General features: G+C 55.9%; 24 protein-coding genes. 12 read left to right on the top strand and 12 right to left on the bottom strand.

Going from position 1 to position 24701, the window contains the following annotated elements; genetic code table 11:
- Window positions 1-56: 56 nt before the first annotated feature.
- The 3 genes from sdaA to pabB all read right to left on the bottom strand — a co-directional run bounded on the left by sdaA (window position 57) and on the right by pabB (window position 3522).
- Window positions 57-1421 carry an L-serine ammonia-lyase gene (gene sdaA, locus PGQ95_RS11930; protein ID WP_329502732.1) on the bottom strand — a complete coding sequence of 455 codons (1365 nt, stop codon included), beginning with the start codon at window positions 1419-1421 and terminating at the stop codon, window positions 57-59.
- Window positions 1422-1584: 163 nt separating this feature from the next.
- Window positions 1585-2163: a CoA pyrophosphatase gene (locus PGQ95_RS11925; protein WP_087860569.1), complete on the bottom strand. Its 579-nt coding sequence runs from the start codon at window positions 2161-2163 to the stop codon at window positions 1585-1587.
- Window positions 2164-2166: 3 nt separating this feature from the next.
- Window positions 2167-3522, bottom strand: coding sequence for an aminodeoxychorismate synthase component 1 (gene pabB / locus PGQ95_RS11920; protein WP_430918213.1), 1356 nt, complete (start codon window positions 3520-3522; stop codon window positions 2167-2169).
- Window positions 3523-3607: 85 nt separating this feature from the next.
- On the opposite strand from pabB, the gene PGQ95_RS11915 reads away from it, so the two are divergent.
- Window positions 3608-3793 carry a YoaH family protein gene (locus PGQ95_RS11915; protein ID WP_045376054.1) on the top strand — a complete coding sequence of 62 codons (186 nt, stop codon included), beginning with the start codon at window positions 3608-3610 and terminating at the stop codon, window positions 3791-3793.
- On the opposite strand, the gene PGQ95_RS11910 is transcribed toward PGQ95_RS11915, so the two are convergent.
- Window positions 3794-4138 carry a RidA family protein gene (locus tag PGQ95_RS11910; protein ID WP_015366047.1) on the bottom strand — a complete coding sequence of 115 codons (345 nt, stop codon included), beginning with the start codon at window positions 4136-4138 and terminating at the stop codon, window positions 3794-3796. It lies immediately after the preceding gene.
- Window positions 4139-4269: 131 nt separating this feature from the next.
- Here PGQ95_RS11910 and PGQ95_RS11905 point away from each other — a divergent pair, with 131 nt between their 5' ends.
- The 5 genes from PGQ95_RS11905 to rnd all read left to right on the top strand — a co-directional run bounded on the left by PGQ95_RS11905 (window position 4270) and on the right by rnd (window position 10893).
- The gene (locus tag PGQ95_RS11905; RefSeq protein WP_430918211.1) at window positions 4270-6180 is read left to right on the top strand and encodes an ATP-dependent DNA helicase; all 1911 of its coding nucleotides are present in this window, start codon (window positions 4270-4272) and stop codon (window positions 6178-6180) included.
- Window positions 6181-6325: 145 nt separating this feature from the next.
- Window positions 6326-7021: a tRNA (adenosine(37)-N6)-threonylcarbamoyltransferase complex dimerization subunit type 1 TsaB gene (gene tsaB / locus PGQ95_RS11900; protein WP_087860572.1), complete on the top strand. Its 696-nt coding sequence runs from the start codon at window positions 6326-6328 to the stop codon at window positions 7019-7021.
- Window positions 7022-7059: 38 nt separating this feature from the next.
- On the top strand, window positions 7060-7641 hold the full coding sequence (locus PGQ95_RS11895) for a Slp family lipoprotein (protein WP_045390409.1): 582 nt from the start codon (window positions 7060-7062) through the stop codon (window positions 7639-7641).
- A gap of 208 nt (window positions 7642-7849) precedes the next feature.
- Window positions 7850-9535 carry a long-chain-fatty-acid--CoA ligase FadD gene (gene fadD, locus PGQ95_RS11890; protein WP_087860573.1) on the top strand — a complete coding sequence of 562 codons (1686 nt, stop codon included), beginning with the start codon at window positions 7850-7852 and terminating at the stop codon, window positions 9533-9535.
- Window positions 9536-9777: 242 nt separating this feature from the next.
- Window positions 9778-10893 carry a ribonuclease D gene (rnd, locus tag PGQ95_RS11885; RefSeq protein WP_162750170.1) on the top strand — a complete coding sequence of 372 codons (1116 nt, stop codon included), beginning with the start codon at window positions 9778-9780 and terminating at the stop codon, window positions 10891-10893.
- 95 nt (window positions 10894-10988) lie between these two features.
- Here rnd and minE read toward each other — a convergent pair whose 3' ends face one another.
- Genes minE through minC form a run of 3 tightly spaced genes read right to left on the bottom strand, consistent with a single transcriptional unit; the run spans window position 10989 to window position 12799 of the window.
- The gene (gene minE / locus PGQ95_RS11880; RefSeq protein WP_015366053.1) at window positions 10989-11258 is read right to left on the bottom strand and encodes a cell division topological specificity factor MinE; all 270 of its coding nucleotides are present in this window, start codon (window positions 11256-11258) and stop codon (window positions 10989-10991) included.
- Between the two features lie 3 nt (window positions 11259-11261).
- Complete coding sequence (minD, locus tag PGQ95_RS11875; protein ID WP_015366054.1) at window positions 11262-12074, bottom strand: septum site-determining protein MinD; 813 nt, start codon at window positions 12072-12074, stop codon at window positions 11262-11264.
- A gap of 23 nt (window positions 12075-12097) precedes the next feature.
- Complete coding sequence (minC, locus tag PGQ95_RS11870) at window positions 12098-12799, bottom strand: septum site-determining protein MinC (protein ID WP_087860575.1); 702 nt, start codon at window positions 12797-12799, stop codon at window positions 12098-12100.
- Window positions 12800-12925: 126 nt separating this feature from the next.
- Here minC and PGQ95_RS11865 point away from each other — a divergent pair, with 126 nt between their 5' ends.
- The 3 genes from PGQ95_RS11865 (at window position 12926) to PGQ95_RS11855 (ending at window position 14424) form a co-directional block, all read left to right on the top strand.
- Window positions 12926-13207 (top strand): YcgL domain-containing protein, encoded by a 282-nt coding sequence (locus PGQ95_RS11865; RefSeq protein WP_026612271.1) that lies wholly within the window; start codon window positions 12926-12928, stop codon window positions 13205-13207.
- A gap of 17 nt (window positions 13208-13224) precedes the next feature.
- Window positions 13225-13884: a fumarylacetoacetate hydrolase family protein gene (locus tag PGQ95_RS11860; protein ID WP_087860576.1), complete on the top strand. Its 660-nt coding sequence runs from the start codon at window positions 13225-13227 to the stop codon at window positions 13882-13884.
- A gap of 93 nt (window positions 13885-13977) precedes the next feature.
- Window positions 13978-14424: a YcgN family cysteine cluster protein gene (locus PGQ95_RS11855; RefSeq protein WP_015366058.1), complete on the top strand. Its 447-nt coding sequence runs from the start codon at window positions 13978-13980 to the stop codon at window positions 14422-14424.
- Window positions 14425-14944: 520 nt separating this feature from the next.
- Here PGQ95_RS11855 and PGQ95_RS11850 read toward each other — a convergent pair.
- From PGQ95_RS11850 to nhaB, 3 genes are all read right to left on the bottom strand, one after another.
- Complete coding sequence (locus tag PGQ95_RS11850; RefSeq protein WP_087860627.1) at window positions 14945-15289, bottom strand: DUF1971 domain-containing protein; 345 nt, start codon at window positions 15287-15289, stop codon at window positions 14945-14947.
- Between the two features lie 120 nt (window positions 15290-15409).
- Window positions 15410-15940, bottom strand: coding sequence for a disulfide bond formation protein DsbB (gene dsbB, locus PGQ95_RS11845; protein ID WP_015705844.1), 531 nt, complete (start codon window positions 15938-15940; stop codon window positions 15410-15412).
- Between the two features lie 131 nt (window positions 15941-16071).
- Entirely contained in the window at window positions 16072-17622 is a 1551-nt protein-coding gene (gene nhaB / locus PGQ95_RS11840; RefSeq protein WP_430918209.1) for a sodium/proton antiporter NhaB, read from the bottom strand.
- A gap of 235 nt (window positions 17623-17857) precedes the next feature.
- Here nhaB and fadR point away from each other — a divergent pair, with 235 nt between their 5' ends.
- Window positions 17858-18577, top strand: a complete 720-nt coding sequence (gene fadR, locus PGQ95_RS11835; protein WP_045390428.1) for a fatty acid metabolism transcriptional regulator FadR — start codon at window positions 17858-17860, stop codon at window positions 18575-18577.
- A gap of 52 nt (window positions 18578-18629) precedes the next feature.
- Here fadR and PGQ95_RS11830 read toward each other — a convergent pair whose 3' ends face one another.
- Window positions 18630-20162 carry a SpoVR family protein gene (locus PGQ95_RS11830; RefSeq protein WP_015705842.1) on the bottom strand — a complete coding sequence of 511 codons (1533 nt, stop codon included), beginning with the start codon at window positions 20160-20162 and terminating at the stop codon, window positions 18630-18632.
- A 321-nt stretch (window positions 20163-20483) separates the two neighbouring features.
- Here PGQ95_RS11830 and PGQ95_RS11825 point away from each other — a divergent pair, with 321 nt between their 5' ends.
- Together PGQ95_RS11825 and dadX are read left to right on the top strand one after the other, a co-directional pair.
- Entirely contained in the window at window positions 20484-21782 is a 1299-nt protein-coding gene (locus PGQ95_RS11825) for a D-amino acid dehydrogenase (RefSeq protein ID WP_087860629.1), read from the top strand.
- A gap of 9 nt (window positions 21783-21791) precedes the next feature.
- Window positions 21792-22862, top strand: coding sequence for a catabolic alanine racemase DadX (gene dadX / locus PGQ95_RS11820; protein WP_213316888.1), 1071 nt, complete (start codon window positions 21792-21794; stop codon window positions 22860-22862).
- A gap of 16 nt (window positions 22863-22878) precedes the next feature.
- On the opposite strand, the gene PGQ95_RS11815 is transcribed toward dadX, so the two are convergent.
- Window positions 22879-24612: a potassium/proton antiporter gene (locus tag PGQ95_RS11815; protein WP_015366069.1), complete on the bottom strand. Its 1734-nt coding sequence runs from the start codon at window positions 24610-24612 to the stop codon at window positions 22879-22881.
- Window positions 24613-24701 lie beyond the last annotated feature (89 nt).

Below are 24701 nucleotides of genomic sequence, written 5' to 3'. Positions count from 1 at the left end.
GTTGGTGGGAGAAAAAGAAAAATGCGCCCGGAAAGGGCGCATTTCACAGACGTGTTTTAGTCACACTGGACTTTGATCGCCAGGCCGCCGCGAGAGGTTTCGCGATATTTGGCGTTCATGTCTTTACCCGTTTCGTACATGGTCTCGATAACTTTATCGAGAGAGACGCGCGGTTCGCTGGTGCGGCGCATCGCCATACGCGCGGCGTTAATCGCCTTCACGGAGGCGATAGCGTTTCGCTCGATGCACGGCACCTGAACCTGGCCGGCGACCGGGTCGCAGGTCAGGCCGAGGTTATGTTCCATGCCGATCTCCGCCGCCACGCAAACTTGCTCCGGGCTGGCGCCGAGCAGTTCAGCCAGCCCCGCCGCCGCCATTGAACAGGCCACGCCGACTTCGCCCTGACAGCCGACTTCGGCGCCGGAAATGGACGCGTTCATCTTGTACAGCGCGCCAATCGCGCCGGAGGCCATAAAGTAGCGAATATAGATATCCGGGCTGACGGACTCGATAAAGTGATCGTAGTAGGCGAGCACTGCCGGAACGATACCACAGGCGCCGTTGGTCGGCGCGGTAACGACGCGGCCGCCTGCGGCGTTCTCTTCATTGACCGCCAGCGCGAACATGTTCACCCAGTCGACAACATTCATCGGGTCGTTAGACAGTTTATCGCTGGCGACCAGCAGACGACGCAGCGCCGAAGCGCGTCGCGGCACGCGCAGCGGCCCCGGCAGCACGCCTTCGGTGTTCATGCCGCGATCGATACAGGCGCGCATGGTTTGCCAGACGTTTTCGAAATAGGCTTCGATCTCTTGCTTGCTGTGCAGCGCCAGTTCGTTTTGCATCACCATGCCGGAGAGCGACAGACCGGTTTCTTTGCAGTAGCCCAGCATTTCCTGCGCCGATTTAAACGGATACGGAACCTGCAGTTCGCTCGTGTCTTCTTTGCCGAAATGCTCTTCGTCGACGATAAAACCGCCGCCGATTGAATAGTAAGTCTTGCTGTAAATTTCTTTCTCGCCGGCCCACGCATGGATAGTCATGCCGTTTTCGTGCAGCGGCAGGTTGTCGCTACGAAAACGCATGCCGTCATCCGCCGGGAAGTCGACTTCGTGTTGCCCGTTTGCCAGCAGCAGACGGCCGCGGGTTTCTACGTCGCGGATAAATGCCGGGATCGCGTCAATATCGACCGTTGCAGGCAGATTGCCCGCCAGCCCCATGATAATGGCGATGTCCGTGTGGTGGCCTTTGCCGGTTAATGAAAGCGACCCATAGACGTCAACGGCGACGCGCGTCACTTCATTAAGCAATCCCTTTTCGACCAGGTCATCGACGAACTGTTTACCGGCCTTCATCGGCCCTACAGTATGGGAAGATGAGGGACCAATCCCCACCTTGAACATGTCGAATATACTAATCACGATAACACTCCTGACAGGGTTACCGCGGTTGCGGTAACGATGTAATAACTGCGCATAGTGTAAGAGGGAACCGGGTTGTCAGCTTAACTATTCACATGAATTAAACTAATGGATAACCTTGGTTTTACTAATAGTGCGAGCGGCTTCTCATTACTTATTATAGCTAAGGACGGGTGCCGATTTGCAGCGCCAGCTCGCGAATAATGCCGGCGGTCATTCCCCAGACAAAATAATGTTGGTACCACGATAGCCAGACGCGATGTGAATTACCGCGCCGATGGATGTCCAACGGGTGGTAGCGACCCAGGCGCAGCGCTTCTTCAAGCGGCATTTCAAACACCGCAGACACCTCGTCCTGACTGGCATGATAGTGCAGGTTCGGGGGGATTATGCCGACAACCGGCGTCACCTGAAAGCCGGTGACGCTGTCGACCGGCGGCAGCACGCCGATCACTTCAACGGCTTCCGGCGGGATCGCCACTTCTTCCTGCGCCTCGCGCAGCGCGGCGGCGATTAACGTTGCGTCGGTGTTATCAACTGCGCCGCCGGGGAAGGCGACCTGGCCCGCGTGCTTGCGCAGCAGCGGCGAACGCTGGGTCAGCAACAGTCCCGGCTGCGGGCGACGGACAATCGGCACCAGTACCGCCGCCTGGCGCTGGTTCAGCGACTGCGGCGAGGGCTGTGGGCGCAGCAGCTGAAAACGGGAAAGAAAGTCGTCCAGGTCGAGGGCGTTAGCCGCCATGTTCTAGCTCTCCAGTTGATGCAGAATACGGTTAACTTTATCAAAAGTTTCCTGATATTCCGCTGCCTCTTCGCTGTCCGCCACGATACCGCCGCCCGCGGAACAGTAAAGCTGACCCTGCCAGGCGGTGATCGTACGGATAGTAATACTGGTATCCATATTGCCGCACAGGCTGAGATAACCAATGCTGCCGCACCATGCGTTGCGTCGCTGCGGTTCAAGTTCATCGATAATCTCCATAGCGCGAACTTTTGGCGCGCCGGTAATGGAGCCGCCAGGGAAGGCCGCGCGCAGCAGATCGCTGGCATCAAGCGTAGCAGGCAATCGTGCGGTGATGGTGCTCACCAGGTGATGCACCGCCGGGAAAGGTTCAACCACAAACAGTTCCGGTACGCGCACGCTGCCCGGCACGGCGACGCGGCCGATATCATTGCGCATCAGATCGACAATCATCAGGTTTTCTGCGCGATCTTTCGGTGAGTGGGCAAGCGTTACCGCCTGGCGCGCATCTTCTTGCGGAGAATCGAGTCGCGGCAGCGTGCCTTTAATGGGGCGCGTCTGGATGTCGCCCTGATACAATTGAATAAATCGCTCCGGAGACAGGCTTAAAATCGCCCCTTCCGCCAGGCGAATGAAGGCGCTGAACGGCGCGCGGTTAACGGCATTAAGCTTACAAAATGCCTGCCATTCGTCGCCGCGATAGCGGGCCTGGAAACGCTGCGCCAGGTTGACCTGATAACAGTCGCCGCTGCGCAGATACACCTGCACCTGGCGGAATTTTTCGCCGTACTGCTGGCGGCTCATATTTGATTGCCAACTGGAGGTCAGGGAGAAAGATTCAGCCGGCTGGCGCGTTTGCGATTCCAGCCACTGCAGGCGCTGTTGCGGATCGTCGTAGCTCAGTAGCGATACCTGCTGGCGTTGATGATCGACGATCAGCGCCCAGTCATAAATGCCGACCGCCATCTCCGGCAGGGCTATATCAGCCTGCGCTTGCGCGGGAAGACGTTCAAAGCGGCGGCCAAGATCGTAGCCGAATAACCCCAACGCGCCGCCGAGAAACGGCAGGTTTTCATCGGCCTGCGGCGTTAACTGACAGCGATCCAACTGCTGTTGCAGCAGCTGCAGCGGATCGTCCTGCGAGACAAATTCGCCTTCACCGTCGTTGACCCAGGTTTGCTCGCCGCGGGTAACCAGCGTCGCGCGCGGTTCGGCGACGATAATATCGAAACGGCTATACGGATGGTCGGCAAAGCCGGAGTGCAGCAGCATCGCCCACGGCATCGCGCTTAACGGCGCGAAATAGCGTTCGGCGGCATCCGCACGCCAGGGCAGGGTAATAATAGCGGGGGACAACATTAACCTCGATCCTAATGTGCCGCCCACTGGCGAAATGGCGGACGGCGTGAAATAATTACGCCCCACAATGTAGCAGGAGTGAGTGATGTTTGCAGGTTTACCTTCGCTGAGCCATGAGCAACAGCAAAAAGCGGTCGAACGTATTCAGGAATTGATGGCGCAGGGGATGAGCAGCGGCCAGGCAATCGCCCTGGTGGCCGATGAACTGCGCGCCACGCATACCGGCGACCGGATAGTAGCGCGCTTCGAAGATGACGAAGAAGACGAGTAACTACGCCGCGGCGATGATTTTAATCTCAACTTTATACTGCGGCTTCATCAGGGTCGCCTGTACGGTACAGCGCACCGGCGCGTGACCGGCAACCACCCAGGCGTCCCAGGCTTTATTCATCGCCGCAAAATCATCTTTATTGGCCAGGAAAATGGTGGCATCAAGAATACGTGACTTATTGCTGCCCTGTTTTTCCAGCACCGCGTCAATTTGCGCCAGGGTGTTGGCGGTCTGTTCAAACGCGTCGGCGTCGAGGTTTTCCGGCACCCCGGTGTAGTAAATGGTTTGGTTGTGAATGACCACATCAGACCAGCGGGCTTCGGCATCAATACGCGTAATTGTCATTTATCTTTCCTCGTTGTTCTATCCATTTGGCTGCGGCAAGACTGCCATAATGTTCCGTCCGCGTCACTACCCGGGCTGGCGAAACGCCGTCCTCCCTGACATAATCACTGTCCAAATAACCAGGGGGCAACGTGATCGACGATTTTGCAGCAGACGGCCAGCTGGCCATGGCGATACCGGGATTTAAGCCGCGCGAGCCGCAGCGCCAGATGGCGGTAGCGGTGAGTGAGGCCATTGAAGCCTCCCGGCCGCTGGTGGTGGAAGCAGGGACCGGCACCGGTAAAACCTACGCGTATCTGGCGCCCGCGCTGCGTGCGAAGAAAAAGGTGATCATCTCCACGGGTTCGAAAGCGCTGCAGGATCAGCTCTACAGCCGCGATCTACCGACCGTTGCTAAAGCGCTTAAATTCACTGGCAAACTGGCGTTGTTAAAAGGGCGCTCAAACTACCTGTGCCTTGAACGCCTTGAGCAGCAGGCGCTGGCGGGCGGCGATCTGCCGGTACAAACGTTAAGTGACGTTATTCTTCTGCGCTCCTGGTCTAATCAGACGCAGGATGGCGATATCAGCACCTGCGCCAGCGTCGCCGAAGATTCTCAGGCCTGGCCGCTGGTCACCAGCACCAACGATAACTGTCTCGGCAGCGACTGCCCGTTATACAAAGATTGTTTTGTGGTTAAAGCGCGTAAGAAGGCGATGGATGCTGACGTGGTGGTGGTCAACCATCACCTGTTTCTTGCCGATATGGTGGTAAAAGAGAGCGGCTTTGCCGAACTGATCCCCGAAGCGGAAGTGATGATCTTCGATGAAGCCCATCAGTTGCCGGATATCGCCAGCCAGTATTTTGGCCAGTCGCTCTCCAGCCGCCAGCTGCTGGATTTGGCCAAAGACATTACCATTGCCTACCGTACCGAACTGAAAGATACCCAACAGCTGCAAAAATGCGCCGATCGTCTGGCGCAAAGCGCGCAGGATTTTCGGCTGCAGTTGGGCGATCCGGGCTATCGCGGCAACTTGCGCGAACTGCTGGCGGATAGCCACATTCAGCGCGCGCTGCTGCTGCTCGATGACGCGCTTGAACTGTGTTACGACGTTGCCAAACTCTCCCTTGGCCGTTCGGCGCTGCTCGACGCCGCCTTTGAGCGCGCGACGCTCTACCGTGGCCGCCTGAAGCGGCTCAAGGAGATCAATCAGCCTGGCTATAGCTACTGGTATGAATGCACGTCGCGTCATTTTACCCTCGCCTTGACGCCGTTAACGGTGGCAGAGAAGTTTAAAGAGGTAATGGCGCAAAAATCGGGGAGCTGGATCTTTACCTCGGCGACGCTGTCGGTGAATGACGATCTCCACCACTTTACCGCTCGTCTCGGCATTGATGACGCGCAGACGCTGCTGTTGCCCAGCCCATTTGATTATCAGCATCAGGCGCTGCTCTGCGTACCGCGTAACCTACCGCTACCGAATCAGCCTGGCGCTGCCCGTCATCTGGCGGCAATGTTGAAACCCTTGATTGAGGCCAACGATGGACGCTGCTTCATGCTCTGCACCTCGCATGCCATGATGCGCGATCTGGCTGAGCAGTTCCGCGCCACCATGACGCTGCCGGTACTGCTGCAGGGAGAGACCAGCAAAGGCCAACTGCTGCAGCAGTTTGTTAGCGCCGGCAATGCGCTATTAGTGGCGACTAGTAGCTTCTGGGAAGGAGTTGACGTGCGCGGTGACGTGCTGTCGCTGGTGATTATCGATAAGCTGCCTTTTACCTCGCCGGACGATCCGCTGCTCAAAGCGCGAATGGAAGATTGCCGCCTGCGCGGCGGCGACCCGTTCGATGAAGTTCAGTTGCCGGATGCCGTCATTTCCCTCAAACAAGGCGTGGGTCGCCTGATCCGCGATATTGACGATCGCGGCGTTCTGGTTATCTGTGACAACCGGCTGGTGATGCGCCCCTATGGCGCCGTGTTCCTGGCCAGCCTGCCACCCGCGCCGCGGACCCGTGATATCCGCCGGGCGGTACGCTTTCTCGCCGTGCCGCCGGCAAGGTAATCCGTCGCAAAATGTGGTAAGCTGCGCGCCATTTTGTTAATCAGCTATCCCCAATGGATTTCGGGCGGTGCGGCAGCGGTGACTCCGTCAGCCGATGAATTTACCGCCCTAAAACCTGGATTATGTAACGAGAGCGTGACCACCCATGCGAATTTTGGCTATTGATACCGCCACGGAGGCGTGCTCCGCGGCGCTGTGGAATGATGGCGCCCTGAGCGCCCATTTTGAAATTTGTCCCCGCGAACACACCCAACGTATCCTGCCTCTGGTGCAGGAGGTCCTCACTGAAAGCGGCACTACGCTGAATGAACTTGACGCGCTGGCCTTTGGCCGCGGTCCGGGCAGCTTTACCGGCGTACGTATTGGTATCGGCATTGCGCAAGGACTGGCGCTGGGCGCTGAGCTGCCGATGATCGGCGTTTCTACGCTGGCGACGATGGCGCAGGGCGCGTGGCGCAAAACCGGCGCTACTCGCGTGCTGGCAGCCATCGACGCGCGTATGGGAGAAGTGTACTGGGCTGAGTATCAGCGCGACGAAAATGGCGTCTGGCACGGTGAAGAAACTGAAGCGGTTCTCAAACCGGCTGCGGTTGCCGAACGCCTGGCGCTGCTTTCTGGCGAATGGGCTACCGTCGGCACTGGCTGGCAGGCGTGGCCGGATCTGGCGAAAGAGAGCGGGCTGATTTTAAGCAGCGGCGAGATTGAACTGCCGGCGGCTGAAGATATGCTGCCGCTGGCCATTCATCTGCTGGCGGCAGGAAAAACCGTGGCCGTTGAGCATGCGGAACCAGTTTATTTGCGAAACGAAGTGGCGTGGAAGAAACTTCCTGGCCGCGAGTGAATCTCAGTAGAGAGAAGACTGAGAGAAGGAGTCGCATCATGGCGGGTCAAAAACAGGGCGTCCGTTGGCTGTTAGCCGCGGCGGTTGCCGTTGCGCTAAGCGGTTGCGTGTCGGTGCCGGATGTTATTAAAGGCACCAGCCCGACGCCGCAGCAGGATTTAGTGCGGGTGATGAACGCGCCGCAGCTGTATATCGGCCAGGAAGCGCGTTTTGGCGGTAAGGTCGTCAACGTGCAGAATCAGCAGGGGAAAACCCGCTTAGAAATTGCCACCGTACCGCTGGATAGCGGCGCGCGGCCGGAACTGGGCGAACCTTCACGCGGCCGTATCCTCGCCGACGTGAGCGGTTTCCTTGACCCGGTCGATTTCCGCGGCCAGCTGGTAACCGTGGTTGGGCCGATTAGCGGCGTTGTCGACGGTAAAGTTGGCGCAACGCCGTATAAATTCATGTTGATGAATGCCACCGGCTATAAACGCTGGAACGTGGTGCAGCAGGTGGTGATGCCGCCGCAGCCCATTGACCCGTGGATGCTCGGCCCGCGCCCATGGGGCTACGGATACGGCGGCTGGGGTTGGTATAACCCGGGCCCGGCTGAGGTCAGAAACGTCGTAACGGAATGATTTTGTTGTTTTTATAATGGAATAGAAACAGCGGCTAGCCCGCTGTTTCGTGTTTTTTAGTCTCATAAGAAAAATAAATAGTGACGCGCTTCGCAACCTGAAAAACGCCTAATTAATAAACTGGTACGCTGAGTTAATATAATGTTAACAAAATGTTTGTTGATCAGGGGCTGTGATGACGACGAATAACTATTTCAGAGGTGAAGCAGTGAAAAAGGTTTGGCTAAACCGTTATCCCGCCGATGTTCCGGCGGAGATAAATCCTGACCGCTATCAATCCCTGGTTGAATTGTTTGAGCACGCCACTACCCGTTATGCCGATCAGCCGGCATTTATCAACATGGGCGAGGTGATGACCTACCGTAAGCTGGAAGAGCGCAGCCGCGCTTTCGCCGCTTATCTCCAGCAAGGATTAGGGCTACAGAAGGGCGATCGCGTCGCGCTGATGATGCCTAACCTGCTGCAATATCCGGTGGCGCTGTTTGGGATCCTGCGTGCCGGAATGATTGCCGTCAACGTTAACCCGCTGTATACCCCGCGCGAACTGGAGCACCAGCTCAATGACAGCGGCGCGGCGGCGATTGTGATCGTTTCCAACTTCGCACATACCCTGGAGAAAGTAGTCGATAAAACCCAGGTAAAACACGTCATCCTGACGCGGATGGGCGACCAGCTCTCTACCGCTAAAGGGACGTTGGTCAACTTTGTGGTGAAGTACATTAAGCGGCTGGTGCCGAAATATCATCTACCGGACGCCATCTCATTTCGTAGCGCCCTGCAGCATGGCTACCGTATGCAGTACGTGAAGCCGGAAATCGTCGCGGACGATCTTGCCTTCCTGCAGTACACCGGCGGTACCACCGGCGTGGCGAAAGGGGCGATGCTGACCCACCGCAATATGCTGGCTAACCTTGAACAGGTGAATGCGACCTACGGTCCGCTACTGCACCGTGGTAAAGAGCTGGTAGTGACCGCGCTGCCGCTGTACCACATCTTCGCCTTGACCATGAACTGCCTGCTGTTTATCGAACTCGGCGGGCAGAACCTGCTGATTACCAATCCGCGCGACATTCCGGGCCTGGTAAAAGAGCTGGCAAAATATCCCTTCACCGCGATGACCGGGGTGAATACCTTGTTTAACGCGCTCTTGAACAATAAAGAATTCCAGCAGCTTGATTTCTCTTCGCTGCATCTTTCCGCCGGCGGCGGCATGCCGGTGCAGCAGGTGGTAGCGGAGCGCTGGGTGAAACTGACGGGTCAGTATCTGCTGGAGGGCTACGGCCTGACGGAGTGCTCGCCGCTGGTGAGCGTCAACCCGCATGATATCGACTACCACAGCGGAAGCATCGGCCTGCCGGTGCCCTCGACCGAAGCTAAGCTGGTCGATGATGACGATAATGAAGTCGCGCCGGGTGAGCCGGGCGAGCTTTGCATCAAAGGGCCGCAGGTGATGCTGGGCTACTGGCAGCGTCCGGATGCCACCGATGAAATCATTAAAGATGGCTGGCTCCATACCGGCGATATCGCGGTGATGGATGATGAAGGCTTCCTGCGCATCGTCGATCGCAAAAAAGACATGATTCTGGTTTCCGGTTTTAACGTCTATCCGAATGAAATCGAAGATGTTGTGATGCAGCACGCCGGCGTACAGGAAGTGGCCGCCGTCGGCGTACCGTCCGGCAGTAGCGGCGAAGCGGTAAAAATTTTCGTGGTGAAGAAAGATGCCGCGTTAACCGAAGAAGCGCTGATTACTTTCTGCCGTCGCCATTTGACCGGCTACAAAGTACCGAAGCTGGTGGAGTTCCGTGACGAGCTACCGAAATCCAACGTCGGAAAAATTTTACGACGAGAACTGCGTGACGAAGCCCGTGCTAAAGTAGACAATAAAGGCTAAGTAACGAGTGAGTCGCCAGGCGCCGGCGAAGCCGGCGTCAAGATTACTGACAAAGAAGGAAAAAGCGTGGTTTTTCCTTCTTTGTGGTTATCAGCCGAAAATCAATAAATTGATTTTCCTTGTTATTTGTCTGGTGCAATCTGCAAGCCCAACGATTGCATGAGGTTTGTCATTAATCTCGCGCCGGCTAAGCCGGCGTTTTTTATGGGCGCAAGTTAAGAGAGTATGATTTGAACTATCAGATGATCACCACCGACGATGGCCTGCGCGCTATCTGTGAAGCGGCAAGCACGGCACCCGCGGTTGCGCTGGATACCGAGTTTGTTCGCACCCGCACCTACTACCCGCAGCTTGGTTTGCTGCAGCTGTTCGACGGCAAACAGGTTTCTCTGATCGATCCGTTGACCATCAACGACTGGGCGCCGATGCGCGAGCTGCTGCTCAACCAGGATGTCACCAAATACCTGCATGCGGGCAGCGAAGATTTAGAAGTCTTCCTCAACGCGTTCAACCTGATGCCGCAGCCGCTTATCGACACCCAGATTCTGGCCGCCTTCTGCGGGCGCCCGATGTCGTGGGGCTTCGCTTCAATGGTTGAAGAGTATTCCGGCGTTGCGCTGGACAAAAGCGAATCACGCACCGATTGGCTGGCCCGTCCGTTGACCGAGCGTCAGTGCGAATATGCGGCCGCCGATGTCTGGTATCTGTTGCCGATAGCCAGCAAATTAATGGCGGAAACCGACCACGCGGGCTGGCTGCCGGCCGCGTTGAACGAGTGCCACCTGATGCAGCAGCGCCGTCAGGAAGTCCTTGACCCGGCGGATGCGTGGCGGGAAATCGGTAACGCCTGGCAACTGCGTACGCGTCAGCTGGGCTGCCTGCAGTTGCTGGCGGAGTGGCGTCTGCGCAAAGCGCGCGAGCGTAACCTGGCGGTGAACTTTGTGGTACGCGAAGAGCATCTATGGAGCGTGGCGCGCTATATGCCGACCAGCCTCGGCGAACTTGATAGCCTCGGTTTATCCGGGAGCGAAATTCGCTTCCATGGTAAGACGCTGATTAGCCTGGTTGAGAAAGCGCAGGCCTTGCCGGAATCGGCGCTGCCTGAGCCGCTGCAAAACCTGATCGATATGCCGGGGTACCGCAAAGCCTTTAAAGATATTAAAGCGCTGGTACAGGAAGTGAGCGCCGAGAAGGGGGTGAGCGCCGAACTGCTGGCGTCGCGCCGCCAGATCAACCAACTGCTGAACTGGCACTGGCAGCTGAAAACGAAAAACGGCGAGCCAGAGCTGGTTTCAGGCTGGCGTGGTGAATTGATGGCCGATCGTCTGAAAGCGCTGCTCAACGACTATCCTCGCTAGCGCCGGGCGCTATTCAGGCCATAAAAAACCGGCCGCGCGTGGCGTGGCCGGTTTTTTTAATCCTACGGCGAGATGCCGTTAATAAGACAACAGGGTCAGGGTTTCGACTCTTCAGCTTCTGGCAGGGTCACGTTCAGCTCGAGAATCGAAATATCACCATCGCGCTGTTCCAGCTGTACGCTGACCATCTCAGGATCTATCTGTACGTATTTACAGATGACCTCCAGGATATCTTTGCGCAGCTGCGGCAGGTAATGTGGCTCCGCGTCGCCGCGGCGGCGCTCCGCGACGATGATTTGCAGGCGTTCTTTCGCAATGTTAGCCGTGTTCTTTTTTCGCGAGAGAAAAAAGTCGAGTAATGCCATAATTTATCCTCCGAACAGGCGTTTGAGGAAACCTTTCTTCTCTTCTTCTATGAAGCGGAAAGGACGTTCTTCTCCGAGCAGACGATCCACAGTATCCGCATAGGCTTTACCCGCATCTGAAACGGTATCCAGAATGACTGGCTCGCCCTGGTTCGATGCGCGCAGCACGGACTGATCTTCCGGAATCACGCCCACCAGATTGATGCGCAGAATTTCCAGCACGTCTTCCATGCTCAGCATGTCGCCTTTGTTCACGCGGCCTGGGTTGTAGCGCGTCAGCAGCAGGTGCTCTTTGATCGGCTCGTCGCCATTTTCCGCGCGGCGGGATTTGGAGGCCAGAATGCCAAGGATACGGTCGGAGTCGCGCACGGAGGAGACTTCCGGGTTAGTGGTGATGATGGCTTCGTCAGCGAAGTACAGCGCCATCAGCGCGCCGGTTTCGATGCCCGCAGGGGAGTCGCAGACAATAAAATCGAAATCCATCTTTTTCAGTTCTTCAAGAACTTTATCTACGCCTTCGCGGGTCAGCGCGTCTTTATCACGGGTCTGAGAAGCCGGAAGGATATAGAGATTTTCAGTACGCTTATCTTTGATTAGCGCCTGATTGAGAGTGGCATCGCCCTGGATAACGTTGACGAAGTCATAAACCACCCGACGCTCGCATCCCATAATCAGGTCGAGGTTACGCAGGCCGATATCGAAGTCGATAACGACAGTTTTCTTTCCCTTCTGGGCCAAACCAGTAGCGATGGCCGCGCTGGAGGTGGTCTTACCAACGCCCCCTTTACCCGAAGTCACAACAATAATGCGTGCCATAGAAATTCCTTGTTAAAAAGGGATTAATTGAACGGTTGAATTGTCAAAGCGCCGTCGCCTAAACGCAGGCGCGCCGCTTTGCCATAAAATTCAGCTGGGATGTTATCGCTCAGCCAATATTCCCCTGCGATGGACACCAGTTCCGCCGCGAGGTTAGTACAAAATATTTGGGCATCTCTGTCGCCGCTTGCGCCAGCCAGCGCACGTCCCCGCATCATGCCATACACATGGATGTTACCATCAGCGATAAGTTCCGCGCCGGCACTCACATGGTTTGTAACAATTAGATCACAGTGTGGCGCATAAATGCGCTGACCGGAACGTACCGGCAGATCAATCAAACGCGTTTTTGTGATCGGCGTAGCAACTGGTGGCGGTGCGACGGGTTCCGGCGGCGGCGCCTGACGAACGATTTTCTCTTTTCCTTCCGTCAGTAGCGGGATCCCGGCGCGGTCGATTTCCGTTTTCAGGCGGGAAATTTTACACCCGCTCACGCCCATGATGCGTAAACCGGTGGCGACGATAGCTTCATGCATCGGGCGCCAGTCGACGCTCTCTTCAATACTGCTGATGTTGACCACCACCGGCGCATGACGTAAAAAAGCGGGAGCCTGGGCGATTTTGTCTTCTAACGCCTGACGAATAACCTCGGGATTTGCATCGTGCAAATGAACGACAGATAAGGTGAAGCTACTGCCCTTAAGTTCGATTGGCGTATTTGACATCCTGGCCTTACTCAATTTGCTGTTTATCATCCGCCGAAGTGCGGTGATATTCCGAAGACTAAAAGGCATGTTATAGTCACTCATATATTGAGGCAAGTGACCACGGGTCTAATTCCGAGTAAATCTATGTTTTGTGTGATCTATCGAAGTACTAAACGTGAACAAACCTATTTATATGTCGAAAAAAAGGACGATTTCTCGCGCGTCCCGCCGGAACTAATGGCAAGCTTCGGCACCCCGCAGATGACCATGCTATTGCCGCTCGACGGGCGCAAGACGCTGGCTAACGCTGACCTCGAGAAAGTAAAACAAGCGCTCGTCGATCAGGGCTATTACCTTCAACTTCCTCCCCCTCCTGAGAATTTACTTAAGAAACACCTCGCGGAACAGGGGAATAAATCCGATTAACCCATTGAGGGAAAATAATGTACCAACATCATAACTGGCAGGGTGAGTTACTGGATTATCCAGTGAGCAAAGTGGTTTGCGTTGGCAGTAATTACGCAAAACATATTAAGGAAATGGGCAGCGCGATGCCGGAGGAACCGGTGCTGTTTATTAAACCTGAAACGGCGCTATGTGATATCCGCCAGCCGTTGGTACTGCCTGAAGGATTGGGATCGGTGCACCATGAGGTTGAACTGGCGGTGCTGATCGGCAGTACGCTGCGCCAGGCCAGCGAAGATCACGTGCGTAAGGCGATTGCCGGTTATGGCGTGGCGTTGGATCTCACCCTACGTGATATTCAGGGCAAGATGAAAAAGGCCGGACAACCGTGGGAGAAAGCCAAGGGATTCGATAACGCTTGTCCGATCTCTGGTTTTATCCCTGCTGCCGAGTTCAGCGGCGATCCACAAAATACGCCGCTAAGCCTGAAGATTAATGGTGAAGTTCGCCAGCAGGGGACGACCGCCGATATGATTCATAAGATCGTACCGCTGATTGCCTATATGTCGCGCTTCTTTACGCTGAAAGCGGGCGATATCATTCTGACCGGGACTCCGGACGGGGTCGGGCCGCTCGCCAGCGGAGATGAGCTGGAAGTCGGCTTCAATGGTTTGACGTTATCCACCCGCGTGCTGTAACGTCCGCTTGCCGCCTTTTGGGGCGGCAAAACTTGCATCGTCGTGCCAGACTGGTTATAAGGTGCACCCTGAATTGTAATGACGGACATCCCAATGAGCGAACAACCTTTCTGGCAACAAAAAACACTGGATGAAATGACCGACGCGGAGTGGGAATCACTGTGCGACGGCTGCGGACAGTGCTGCCTGCATAAGCTAATGGATGAAGATACCGACGAGATTTACTTCACCAACGTCGCCTGCCGTCAGCTCAACATTAAAACCTGCCAGTGCCGTAACTACGAGCGTCGCTTCGAGTACGAACCGGACTGCATCAAACTCACGCGTGATAATCTGCCGACCTTCGAATGGCTGCCTCACACCTGCGCCTATCGCCTGCTGGCGGAAGGTAAAGCGCTGCCGCACTGGCATCCGCTGCTGACCGGCTCAAAAGTGGCGATGCACGGCGAACGTATTTCCGTGCGCCATATTGCGGTTAAAGAGTCTACCGTCGTCGACTGGCAGGACCATATTTTAAACAAACCAGACTGGGCGCAGTAAACGCGTCAAAACACTGAACCGGGCATTCCCTGCCTGCGCGGCCCGGTTCTTTATTCGCATTAATATCCCATCATTCTCAATGCCAGCCAGATAATTCCTGCCCACAATAAAGCGCATGGAAAAATAACAACACTAAGAGAACGCCAGCCGTTTCTACTCATCGGAAACCCCACATTTAAGTCATCATCACCAGGTGCGTTTGGCATTTCATCATCGGCGCGGGGGCGGGGAACTTTAGGAATATTTGTAAAGCAGATGTAGATAAAAATAGACCCGGCGCGATGGCCGGGCTGAGGGGGCGTTGACGAGCTGCCAGGTCTCCCCGGCGCGATGGCTGCTTGCGGCGATCAGATGGGCAGGAAACTCATCATTAAATACGCCACGACAATGCAGATTAGCGTCATATACCAGACTATGCTCATGGTGACTTATCCCATTTCAGACTCAAGAAAGACGAGCCTTTCGGGTAACGACTTTAAACATCCGGATGTCGATGATCAACCGCTTGCGCATCAGGGGATTAGCTTTTCTTTGCGTGGAACAGGCCGTCTTCGCCGTGGGCTTCATCTTCAACCCAGAAGTTAATGTTGAACTGGGCATCATCGCTGAGCTCGATACGATGCCAATATTGCGGCGGGCTGGTGGCGAACTGCCCGGCGTTAATGACGACTTTCACCTCCGGCTCGGTAGCCTGCTCGTCATGAAAACCGTAGTAGGTTACCGTTCCTTCCATAACGCACAGCTGGCCGAAAACGTTAGCGGCAGTATTGTGATGGGTGAGCAGAGCCGCCGGAACATTTTCTTTAGTGAAGAACGGAGTGGAGCGTTTAACTTTCCAGTTAGCTGGGATTCGCAGATGAGACATGGTGAGCTCCTTAGTGGATGCAAATAAGATGTATTTAATATGCAACTTTAAAGGGGCGTCGTCAACTTACTGGCATAAAAAAACGCCCCCGGAGGAGCGTTTACCATTTGGCCGGGTCACTTAACGGCCGAAAAGATCGCGTTTTTTAGCTTTAAATGGCTGAGCGATCAACACCAGCAGTCCGATAACCAGATAAGCGGCAAAGATGCCTACCAGCCACTGCGGCATTTCCAGCGTCAGGAATTCCCACTGGCGCACGGAACAGTCGCCGGTGGCGACGAATACCTGCGGCAACCATTTATCCAGCGGCAGCCACGTCGGGAAACGCGCAGCGAAATCGCAGGTCTGGAACGGGGAAGGATGCAGCTGAATCATGGTGTGCTCCCATGCTAGCTGCAGACCGCGCAGGGCGCTGTACAGCCAGATCAGCAGCGCGACGTAGCGCAGCGGGGTTTTCGGCGCGATAGCGCCCACCAGACCGGCGCCCATGATGCCAAACAGGGCGCAGCGTTCATAAATACACAACACGCAGGGCTGCAGCAGCATCACGTGCTGGAACCACAGCGCCACTAATTCAAGTATAAAAGCGGTTAACGCCATCAAGAGCCAGGCGCCGCGTCCCCTTGAGCACTGGTTTAAGTATTGCAACATAATCATTTCCCTGGAACATGCTAAATCATGGCAGTGTAAACGAAAACTACCGCGACGCCATCCGCTAGTCGGAAAATATTACGTAAATGAATATTCGTTACCCGGGCGAACCCGGGTAACGGGCCGGGCAATTACGGCAGTATCGGCGTGGTCAACCAGCCGTGGCTGAGCATCCACTGGGTGGCCGGCATTAACAGGGTTTCGACGCACAGCAGGCCGACCAGCGTTAGCACGATGGTATAAGGCAGCGCCATCCACACCATTCTGCCATAAGAGAGGCGGATCAGCGGCGCCAGCGCCGAGGTCAACAGGAACAGAAACGCGGCCTGGCCGTTGGGGGTGGCGACGGAAGGCAGGTTGGTACCAGTGTTAATGGCGACCGCCAGCATTTCAAACTGCTGCAGGCTGATAACGCCATGTTCCAGCGCCGCTTTTGCTTCGTTGATATACACCGAACCGACAAAGACGTTATCGGAGATTGACGACAGCAGGCCGTTAAACAGATAGAACAGCGATAGCTGGGCATGCGGCGATGCCTGCAGGACGAACTCAATCACTGGGGCAAACAGATGCTGATCGATAATCACCGCCACAATGGCAAAAAAGACCGTCAGCAGAGCGGTAAATGGCAGCGCTTCGGTAAAGGCTTTACCGATGGCGTGTTCGTCGGTCACACCGGAGAAGGTGGTTGCCAGCACAATGACAGAGAGGCCAATCAGGCCAACTTCCGCCAGATGCAGGGCGAGGGCGGTAATCAGCCACACGCCGATGATCCCTTGAGCGATAAGGCGCATCCGATCCTGGCGGCTGCGGCTTTGGCGGCTACGGTCGTCGAAATCCTGCAGGACTTTGCGTACCGGGACTGGCAGCGGCTCGCCGTAGCCAAACAGGCGGAATTTTTCCAGCAGCAGGCAGGTCAACAGGCCGCATGCCAGTACCGGCAGCGTGACCGGCGACATGCGAATGAAAAATTCGCCGAAGTGCCAGCCGGCGGCTTTGGCGATAATCAGGTTCTGCGGCTCGCCGACCATGGTCATCACGCCGCCGAGCGCGGTACCGACGCCGGCGTGCATCATCAGGCTGCGTAAAAAGCTGCGGAACTGTTCGAGCACGTCGCGGTAATGCTGATCGATATGGCTGTCATCAAGCATGTCGTTATCATCAGGGCGCGCGGAGGCGACGCGATGATAGATACCATAGAAACCGACCGCCACGCTAATGACTACCGCCACGACGGTGAGCGCGTCGAGGAAGGCGGAGAGAAACGCGGCGGCAACGCAGAAGGCCAGCGACAGCAGCATCTTGCTGCGGATCCCCAGCAAAAGGCGGGTAAAAATAAACAGCAAGAGCTGCTTCATGAAATAGATCCCGGCCACCATAAACATCAGCAGCAGCAGGACTTCGAGATTATTGGCTATTTCTTCGCGAATATGTTCGGGGCTGGTCATACCGATCACCACCGCTTCTATCGCCAGCAGGCCGCCTGGTAGAAGAGGGTAGCATTTGAGCGCCATCGCCAGGGTAAAGATAAACTCCACCACTAACAGCCAACCGGCAACAAACGGTTGAAGATAAAACGCCAGCGGGTTAACCACCAGGAAGATAATCAGGAGAAGCTTGTACCAGTCTGGCGACTGGCCAAGAAAATTGCGCCACAGGGCGCGGCCATAAGACATTTCCACGACAGAGGTCCTTCCGTCAAACAATATGATTTTATGCGTAACTATTGCAAGATTACCAGTTGAGCAAAAAGGGAAGCAACTTTCTTCGCGGCGCATTACAGGTAATGGAAGGCGTTAAGCAAAAGCTGAAAATGAAACGGCGATCCCCTTTTAATTACTTTCAGATGCTATCTGGCGTATGGCTGCTCTGGTATGATGAGTGCAAATTGCAACGCTGTGTAATGGAAATCTTACTATGGTCATTAAGGCGCAAAGCCCTGCGGGTTTCGCGGAAGAGTACATCATTGAAAGTATCTGGAATAACCGTTTCCCGCCTGGATCCATTCTCCCTGCTGAACGTGAACTTTCTGAACTGATTGGTGTGACCCGAACCACTCTGCGCGAAGTGTTGCAACGTCTGGCCCGTGATGGCTGGTTGACTATCCAGCACGGTAAACCGACGAAAGTGAACAACTTCTGGGAAACCTCCGGACTGAATATCCTTGAGACGCTGGCGCGCCTCGACCACGATAGCGTGCCGCAGCTGATTGATAACTTGCTGTCGGTGCGTACCAATATCTCAACGATTTTTATTCGTACCGCCTTCCGCCAGCACCCGGACAAAGCGCTGGAGGTACTGGCTACCGCGCGTGAAGTTGAAGATCATGCCGATGCTTTCGCCGAACTGGACTACAACATCTTCCGTGGTCTGGCGTTTGCCTCCGGCAACCCGATCTACGGTCTGATCCTCAACGGCATGAAGGGGCTATATACCCGCATCGGCCGTCACTATTTTGCTAACCCGGAAGCGCGGAGCCTGGCGCTGGGCTTCTATCACCAGTTGGCGAAAGTGTGTGAAGAGAGTCAGCACGATAAAGTGTACGAAATCGTCCGTGCCTATGGTCACAACAGCGGCGAGATCTGGCACCGGATGCAAAAAACGCTGCCCGGCGATTTAGCCATCAATATGCGCTAAGCACGGCCCATAATATAAAAATGCCCGGATAATCCGGGCATTTTTTTCAGCCTTACAGCGCGTTCTGCCGCGGCGGCGTGCGATCCAAAAGCTCAACGCTGCCATCGGCATTCTGTTGTTCAAGGATCACGTCAAAGCCCCACAGGCGGTGAACGTGTTTGAGCACTTCGCGGCGGCTCTTATCCAGCGGCACGCGGTTATGCGGCACATAGCGCAGCGTCAGCGAACGATCGCCGCGCAGGTCAACGTTCCAGACCTGAATATTCGGCTCGAGGTTGCTGAGGTTGTACTGCGCCGACAGCTTAGAACGAATTTCCCGATAACCTTCCTCATTATGAATGGCGGAAATTTCCAGGTAATTGTTGTGGTCGTCATCGAGTACCGTGAATAAGCGGAAATCGCGCATCACCTTCGGCGACAAGAACTGGCTGATAAAGCTCTCATCTTTAAAATCGCGCATGGCGAAATGCAGCGTCTCCAGCCAATCGGAGCCGGCGATATCCGGGAACCAGTAGCGATCCTCTTCCGTAGGCGACTGGCAGATACGTTTAATATCCTGGAACATGGCGAAACCCAGCGCGTAGGGGTTGATCCCGCTGTACCACGGGCTGTTGTAGGGCGGCTGGAACACCACGTTGGTGTGGCTGTGCAGGAACTCCAGCATAAAGCGCTCAGTCACTTTTCCTTCATCATACAGATGATTGAGGATGGTGTAGTGCCAGAACGTCGCCCAGCCCTCGTTCATAACCTGAGTCTGCTTTTGCGGATAAAAATACTGGCTGACTTTACGAACGATACGCAGGATCTCGCGCTGCCACGACTCAAGCAGCGGCGCGTTCTTCTCCATAAAGTACAGCAGGTTCTCCTGCGGTTCGGAAGGATAGCGGCGGCTTGCCTCGATGGCTTTTTCCTCTTCCCGTTTTGGCAGGGTGCGCCACAGCATGTTCACCTGGCTTTGCAGATACTCTTCGCGGCTTTTCTGTCGCGCCTTCTCCTCCTGCAGCGATATTTTCTGCGGGCGTTTGTAGCGGTCGACACCGTAGTTCATTAGCGCATGGCAGGAGTCGAGCAATTTTTCGACTTCATCGACGCCGTAGCGCTCTTCACATTCGGTAATGTATTTACGCGCGAATATAAGGTAGTCGATGATTGAGCTGGCATCGGTCCAACTGCGGAACAGATAGTTGTTTTTAAAGAAGGAGTTATGCCCATAACAGGCGTGCGCCATCACCAGCGCCTGCATGGTAATCGTGTTCTCCTCCATTAAATAAGCGATACAAGGGTTGGAGTTAATGACTATCTCATAGGCCAGACCTTGCTGGCCGTGTTTATACGCCTGCTCGGTTTCGATAAATTTTTTGCCGAACGACCAGTGCGGATAATTGATCGGCATCCCGACGCTGGAATAGGCGTCCATCATCTGTTCGGAGGTGATCACCTCGATTTGATGCGGATAGGTATCGAGACGATACAGTTTCGCCACCCGATCGACCTCGGCGAGATAGGTTTCCAGCAGTTCAAAAGTCCAGTCGGGTCCATCGCTTAACCGGGTGGTGTCCCTGTTCATGGAATCAATCGTAGCCATTAGCGCGCCCTCGTTGTTGGTGGTTCTCTCTTTGTGGAGAACCTCTTATCAAGCATAGAACACGCCATAACAAACTGCGTCTGCGGGTAATTTCTTTTCTTCGCGATTTCGCAATCCTAAAGGCCTTGATTTAACATTTACTTAGCATTTTATGCTGAGGAAAAATAAAGCGCAGCACGAGATCGTAAATCTCTGGTGTCAGTGCTGGTGCGGTTTGGTGTGAGATGAGTCACCATAAATAAAGCGTATGTTGAATAATATTTTCATCTGGGTTATCAATTTGTAATTAGATGATTGTTCTTTAACTATTACGGAGTGGCTATGCGAGTCGTCATACTGGGAAGTGGGGTGGTTGGGGTAGCGAGCGCCTGGTATTTAAGCCAGGCGGGACATGAGGTGACGGTTATCGACCGTCAGCCAGGGCCCGCTGAAGAAACCAGCGCCGCCAACGCCGGGCAGATCTCTCCCGGCTACGCGGCGCCGTGGGCGGCGCCGGGCGTGCCGCTGAAGGCAATTAAATGGATGTTCCAGCGCCATGCGCCATTGGCGATTGGCCTTGACGGCACGCAGTTCCAGCTCAAGTGGATGTGGCAGATGCTGCGTAACTGCGATACCCGCCACTATATGGAAAACAAAGGGCGTATGGTGCGCCTGGCGGAATATAGCCGCGATTGCCTGAAGGCGCTGCGTGAAACCACCGGTATCCAGTATGAAGGCCGCCAGGGGGGAACCCTGCAGCTTTTCCGCACCGAAAAACAGTATGAGAACGCCACTCGCGATATCGCCGTGCTGGAAGAGGCCGGCGTGCCGTATCAACTGCTGGAAGCCAACCGCCTGCTGGAAGTTGAACCGGCGCTGGCGGAAGTCAGTCATAAACTGACCGGCGGCCTGCGCCTGCCAAACGATGAAACCGGCGATTGCCAACTCTTCACCACCCGTCTGGCGGCGATGGCCGAGGCGGCAGGGGTGACTTTCCGCTTTAATACCTCCGTCGATGCGCTGCTTTACGAAGGCGATCAAATCGCCGGTGTGAAATGCGGCGAGGAAATTATTAAGGGCGACGCCTACGTGATGGCGTTTGGTTCTTACTCCACCGCGATGCTCAAAGGGCTGGTGGATATCCCGGTCTATCCGCTGAAAGGCTACTCGTTGACTATTCCGATTGCCGAAGAGAGCGGCGCGCCGGTATCGACTATCCTTGATGAGACTTACAAAATCGCGATTACCCGTTTCGATAAGCGTATTCGCGTTGGCGGGATGGCGGAAATTGTCGGCTTCAATAAAGAGTTGCTGAAGCCGCGCCGCGAGACGCTGGAGATGGTGGTTCGCGATCTGTTCCCGCGCGGCGGCTACGTTGAGCAGGCCACCTTCTGGACCGGCCTGCGGCCGATGACGCCGGACGGTACGCCAGTGGTTGGCCGTACGCCGTACAAAAACCTGTGGCTGAACACCGGGCACGGTACGCTGGGCTGGACCATGGCCTGCGGGTCCGGGCAGCTTCTGAGCGACCTGATCTCCGGGCGTACGCCGGCGATCCCTTATGATGATCTGGCCGTGGCGCGTTACAGCCCGGGCTTTACGCCGGCTCGCGCTCAGCATCTGCACGGCGTGCATAACTAAGGAGCCTCCATGTCTCGTCCGGTAAAAGCCAGCATTGATCTGTCGGCTTTACGTCAGAATTTACAGATTGTTCGCCGCGCCGCCCCTGGGGCACGCGTTTGGGCGGTGGTGAAGGCGAATGCCTATGGTCACGGCCTGGCGCGGATGTGGCAGGCGCTAAACGCCGCAGATGGATACGCATTGCTCAATCTCGAAGAGGCAATCTTGCTGCGGGAAAAGGGCTGGAAAGGACCGATTCTACTGCTGGAAGGGTTCTTTCACGCCGATGAACTGGCGCTGCTTGATAAGTATCGTCTGACCACCAGCGTACACAGCAACTGGCAAATTAAAGCCCTGCAGCAGGCTAAACTGCATGCGCCGCTGGATATTTATCTTAAAGTGAATAGCGGTATGAATAGGCTGGGCTTTATGCCCGAGCGAGTGCATACCGTCTGGCAACAGCTGCGATCGCTCGCCAACGTCGGTGAAATGACGCTGATGTCGCATTTCGCTGATGCGGAAAACCCGGAGGGCATCGTGGAGCCCATGCGCCGTATCGAGCAGGCGGCGGAGGGGCTGGACTGCCCGCGTTCGTTGTCGAACTCAGCGGCAACGCTGTGGCATCCGGAAGCGCACTTTGATTGGGTGCGTCCGGGAATTGTGCTGTATGGCGCATCGCCGTCGGGTCAGTGGCGGGATATTGCCAATAGCGGCCTGAAAGCGGCGATGACCCTCAGCAGTGAAGTGATTGCCGTACAGACGCTGAAAAGCGGCGAACGGGTGGGCTATGGTGGGCTGTATCAGGCATCCGGCGAGCAGCGCATCGGCATTGTCGCCTGCGGTTATGCCGACGGCTATCCGCGCGTCGCCCCGAGCGGCACGCCGGTGCTGGTCGACGGCGTACGCACCACCACCGTCGGACGTGTTTCGATGGATATGTTGGCGGTAGATCTGACGCCTTGCCCGCACGCGGGTATTGGCGCGCCGGTCGAGTTATGGGGACAGGAGATTAAGATTGACGATGTCGCTGCGGCCAGCGGCACCGTCGGTTATGAATTAATGTGCGCCCTGGCGCCACGCGTGCCGGTAGTGACGGTGTAACTTTGTGTGAGGCGGATCACTCCGCCTCATCTTCCGCGACCCGCACACCCACCTTCAGTACGTGGTCGTCCTCTTTTTCGGCGACCGTCCACACCATACCGGCAAACTCCACCTGATCGCCGACGACCGGCGCGGCGCCCAACAGCTGCTGAATCACATCGCCCAGCGACTGCTGATGCTCGCGAAACTCTTCACCGCCGTCGAGGCCATAAATCTGCGCCACATCGGCGAATTTAGCTTCCGCATCAAGGATGAAGTCGCCAAAGAACCGCTGATCGAGCGAGACCGGCGGCGACTGGCTGAACATTTTACCCAGCGCCGGCAGATCGCGCTCGCGGCCGATAACGCAAAGAATATCGCCATCCATCAGCCGCGTGCTGCCGGTAGGATGCAGCAGTACGTTGTCGCGGAAGAGTGCGGCGATACGCGTCTCCGGCGGCATGTGGAGATCGCGCAACGCTGCGCCAACGCACCATTTATCATCACCCAACTGGTACACAAATTGCTCCCACGGATTTTCCGGATGGATATCCAGCCCGACGCGTGAGATAGGCCAGCCGACCGGCGGTACCACGACCTTCGCTTTTTTCGCCGCCCAGGACAGTGAGGTTCCCTGTAATAGCAGTGAAATCAGCACCACGAAGAAGGCGACGTTAAAGAACAGCCGCGCGTTCTCAAGCCCGGCCATCATCGGGAAAACGGCGAGGATAATCGGCACCGCGCCGCGCAATCCGACCCAGCTGATAAACACCCGCTCGCGCAGATTAAAACCGCGGAACGGCAGCAGGCCGGCGAATACCGACAGCGGACGCGCGATGAAGATCATCCACATAGACAGCAGTAGCGCCGGAATCGCTATCGGCCACAGGTCGGACGGCGTCACCAGCAGGCCGAGGACGAGGAACATGGCGATTTGCGCCAGCCACGCCAGGCCGTCAAAGTTTTGCAGAATGCCGTGGCGGTTGCGAATAGGTTTATTACCGAGCAGGAAACCGCAGAGATAGACCGCGAGGATACCGCTCCCATTCAGGGAGGTGGTGACGGCGAAAATCATGATCCCGCCGCTTAGCGCCAGCAGGGGATAGAGCCCGGTAGGCAGGACGATGCGATTAATCATCTGCAGCAGCAGATAACCGCCGCCGAGACCAATAGCGATGCCCAGGCCAAACTGTTGAATGATATGCACCACAAACATCCAGCTCAGTCCTGCTTCGTGCTGTTGGATCATCTCAATCAGGGTAATGGTGAGGAATACCGCCATCGGGTCGTTACTGCCGGATTCAATTTCGAGGGTCGAGCCTACGCGCTCGTTAAGCCCTTTACCGCCGAGCAGCGAGAACACCGCCGCCGCATCGGTGGAGCCTACGATGGCGCCAATCAGCAGCCCTTCGATTAAATCGAGCTTGAACAGCCATGCCGCCATCATTCCGGTGAGGGCGGAGGTTATCAGCACACCGACCGTCGCCAGCGACAGCGCGGGCCAGAGCGCGACGCGAAACGAACTGGCCTGGGTGCGCATCCCGCCGTCCAGCAGGATCACCGCCAGCGCGAGGTTACTCACCATATAGGCGAAAGGATAGTTATCGAAAGGAATGCCGCCGATACCGTCAACGCCTGCCAGCATACCGATGGCGAGGAAGATAACCAGAATCGGGATGCCGAGGCGCGAGGAGAAAGAACTCAATAAAATACTGCAGGTTACTAAAACAGAACCCAGGATAAACAGACTAATGACCGCAGCGGCGTCCAATGTTCACGTACTCCTTGTCAGCGTGAAGGGGTGAAAATTACACCATTTTAACAATCCGCGCGTTTTCAGGATACTCGCGGAGAGGAATT

The organism is Klebsiella sp. 141240 (assembly GCF_050600805.1).
In the GTDB taxonomy this organism is placed as follows: domain Bacteria; phylum Pseudomonadota; class Gammaproteobacteria; order Enterobacterales; family Enterobacteriaceae; genus Klebsiella; species Klebsiella aerogenes.
This window is presented reverse-complemented; position numbering and strand designations above follow the sequence as displayed.

Coding starts and splice junctions, on each gene's coding strand:
- PGQ95_RS11925 (WP_087860569.1), bottom strand. CDS start 2,163: ATGGCGGCTAACGCCCTCGACCTGGACGACTTTCTTTCCCGTTTTCAG.
- fadR (WP_045390428.1), top strand. CDS start 17,858: ATGGTCATTAAGGCGCAAAGCCCTGCGGGTTTCGCGGAAGAGTACATC.
- PGQ95_RS11825 (WP_087860629.1), top strand. CDS start 20,484: ATGCGAGTCGTCATACTGGGAAGTGGGGTGGTTGGGGTAGCGAGCGCC.
- pabB (WP_430918213.1), bottom strand. CDS start 3,522: ATGTTGTCCCCCGCTATTATTACCCTGCCCTGGCGTGCGGATGCCGCC.
- dsbB (WP_015705844.1), bottom strand. CDS start 15,940: ATGTTGCAATACTTAAACCAGTGCTCAAGGGGACGCGGCGCCTGGCTC.
- PGQ95_RS11860 (WP_087860576.1), top strand. CDS start 13,225: ATGTACCAACATCATAACTGGCAGGGTGAGTTACTGGATTATCCAGTG.
- PGQ95_RS11895 (WP_045390409.1), top strand. CDS start 7,060: ATGGCGGGTCAAAAACAGGGCGTCCGTTGGCTGTTAGCCGCGGCGGTT.
- PGQ95_RS11915 (WP_045376054.1), top strand. CDS start 3,608: ATGTTTGCAGGTTTACCTTCGCTGAGCCATGAGCAACAGCAAAAAGCG.
- PGQ95_RS11910 (WP_015366047.1), bottom strand. CDS start 4,138: ATGACAATTACGCGTATTGATGCCGAAGCCCGCTGGTCTGATGTGGTC.
- PGQ95_RS11850 (WP_087860627.1), bottom strand. CDS start 15,289: ATGTCTCATCTGCGAATCCCAGCTAACTGGAAAGTTAAACGCTCCACT.
- PGQ95_RS11865 (WP_026612271.1), top strand. CDS start 12,926: ATGTTTTGTGTGATCTATCGAAGTACTAAACGTGAACAAACCTATTTA.
- minD (WP_015366054.1), bottom strand. CDS start 12,074: ATGGCACGCATTATTGTTGTGACTTCGGGTAAAGGGGGCGTTGGTAAG.
- PGQ95_RS11830 (WP_015705842.1), bottom strand. CDS start 20,162: ATGGCTACGATTGATTCCATGAACAGGGACACCACCCGGTTAAGCGAT.
- minE (WP_015366053.1), bottom strand. CDS start 11,258: ATGGCATTACTCGACTTTTTTCTCTCGCGAAAAAAGAACACGGCTAAC.
- minC (WP_087860575.1), bottom strand. CDS start 12,799: ATGTCAAATACGCCAATCGAACTTAAGGGCAGTAGCTTCACCTTATCT.
- tsaB (WP_087860572.1), top strand. CDS start 6,326: ATGCGAATTTTGGCTATTGATACCGCCACGGAGGCGTGCTCCGCGGCG.
- PGQ95_RS11855 (WP_015366058.1), top strand. CDS start 13,978: ATGAGCGAACAACCTTTCTGGCAACAAAAAACACTGGATGAAATGACC.
- rnd (WP_162750170.1), top strand. CDS start 9,778: ATGATCACCACCGACGATGGCCTGCGCGCTATCTGTGAAGCGGCAAGC.
- dadX (WP_213316888.1), top strand. CDS start 21,792: ATGTCTCGTCCGGTAAAAGCCAGCATTGATCTGTCGGCTTTACGTCAG.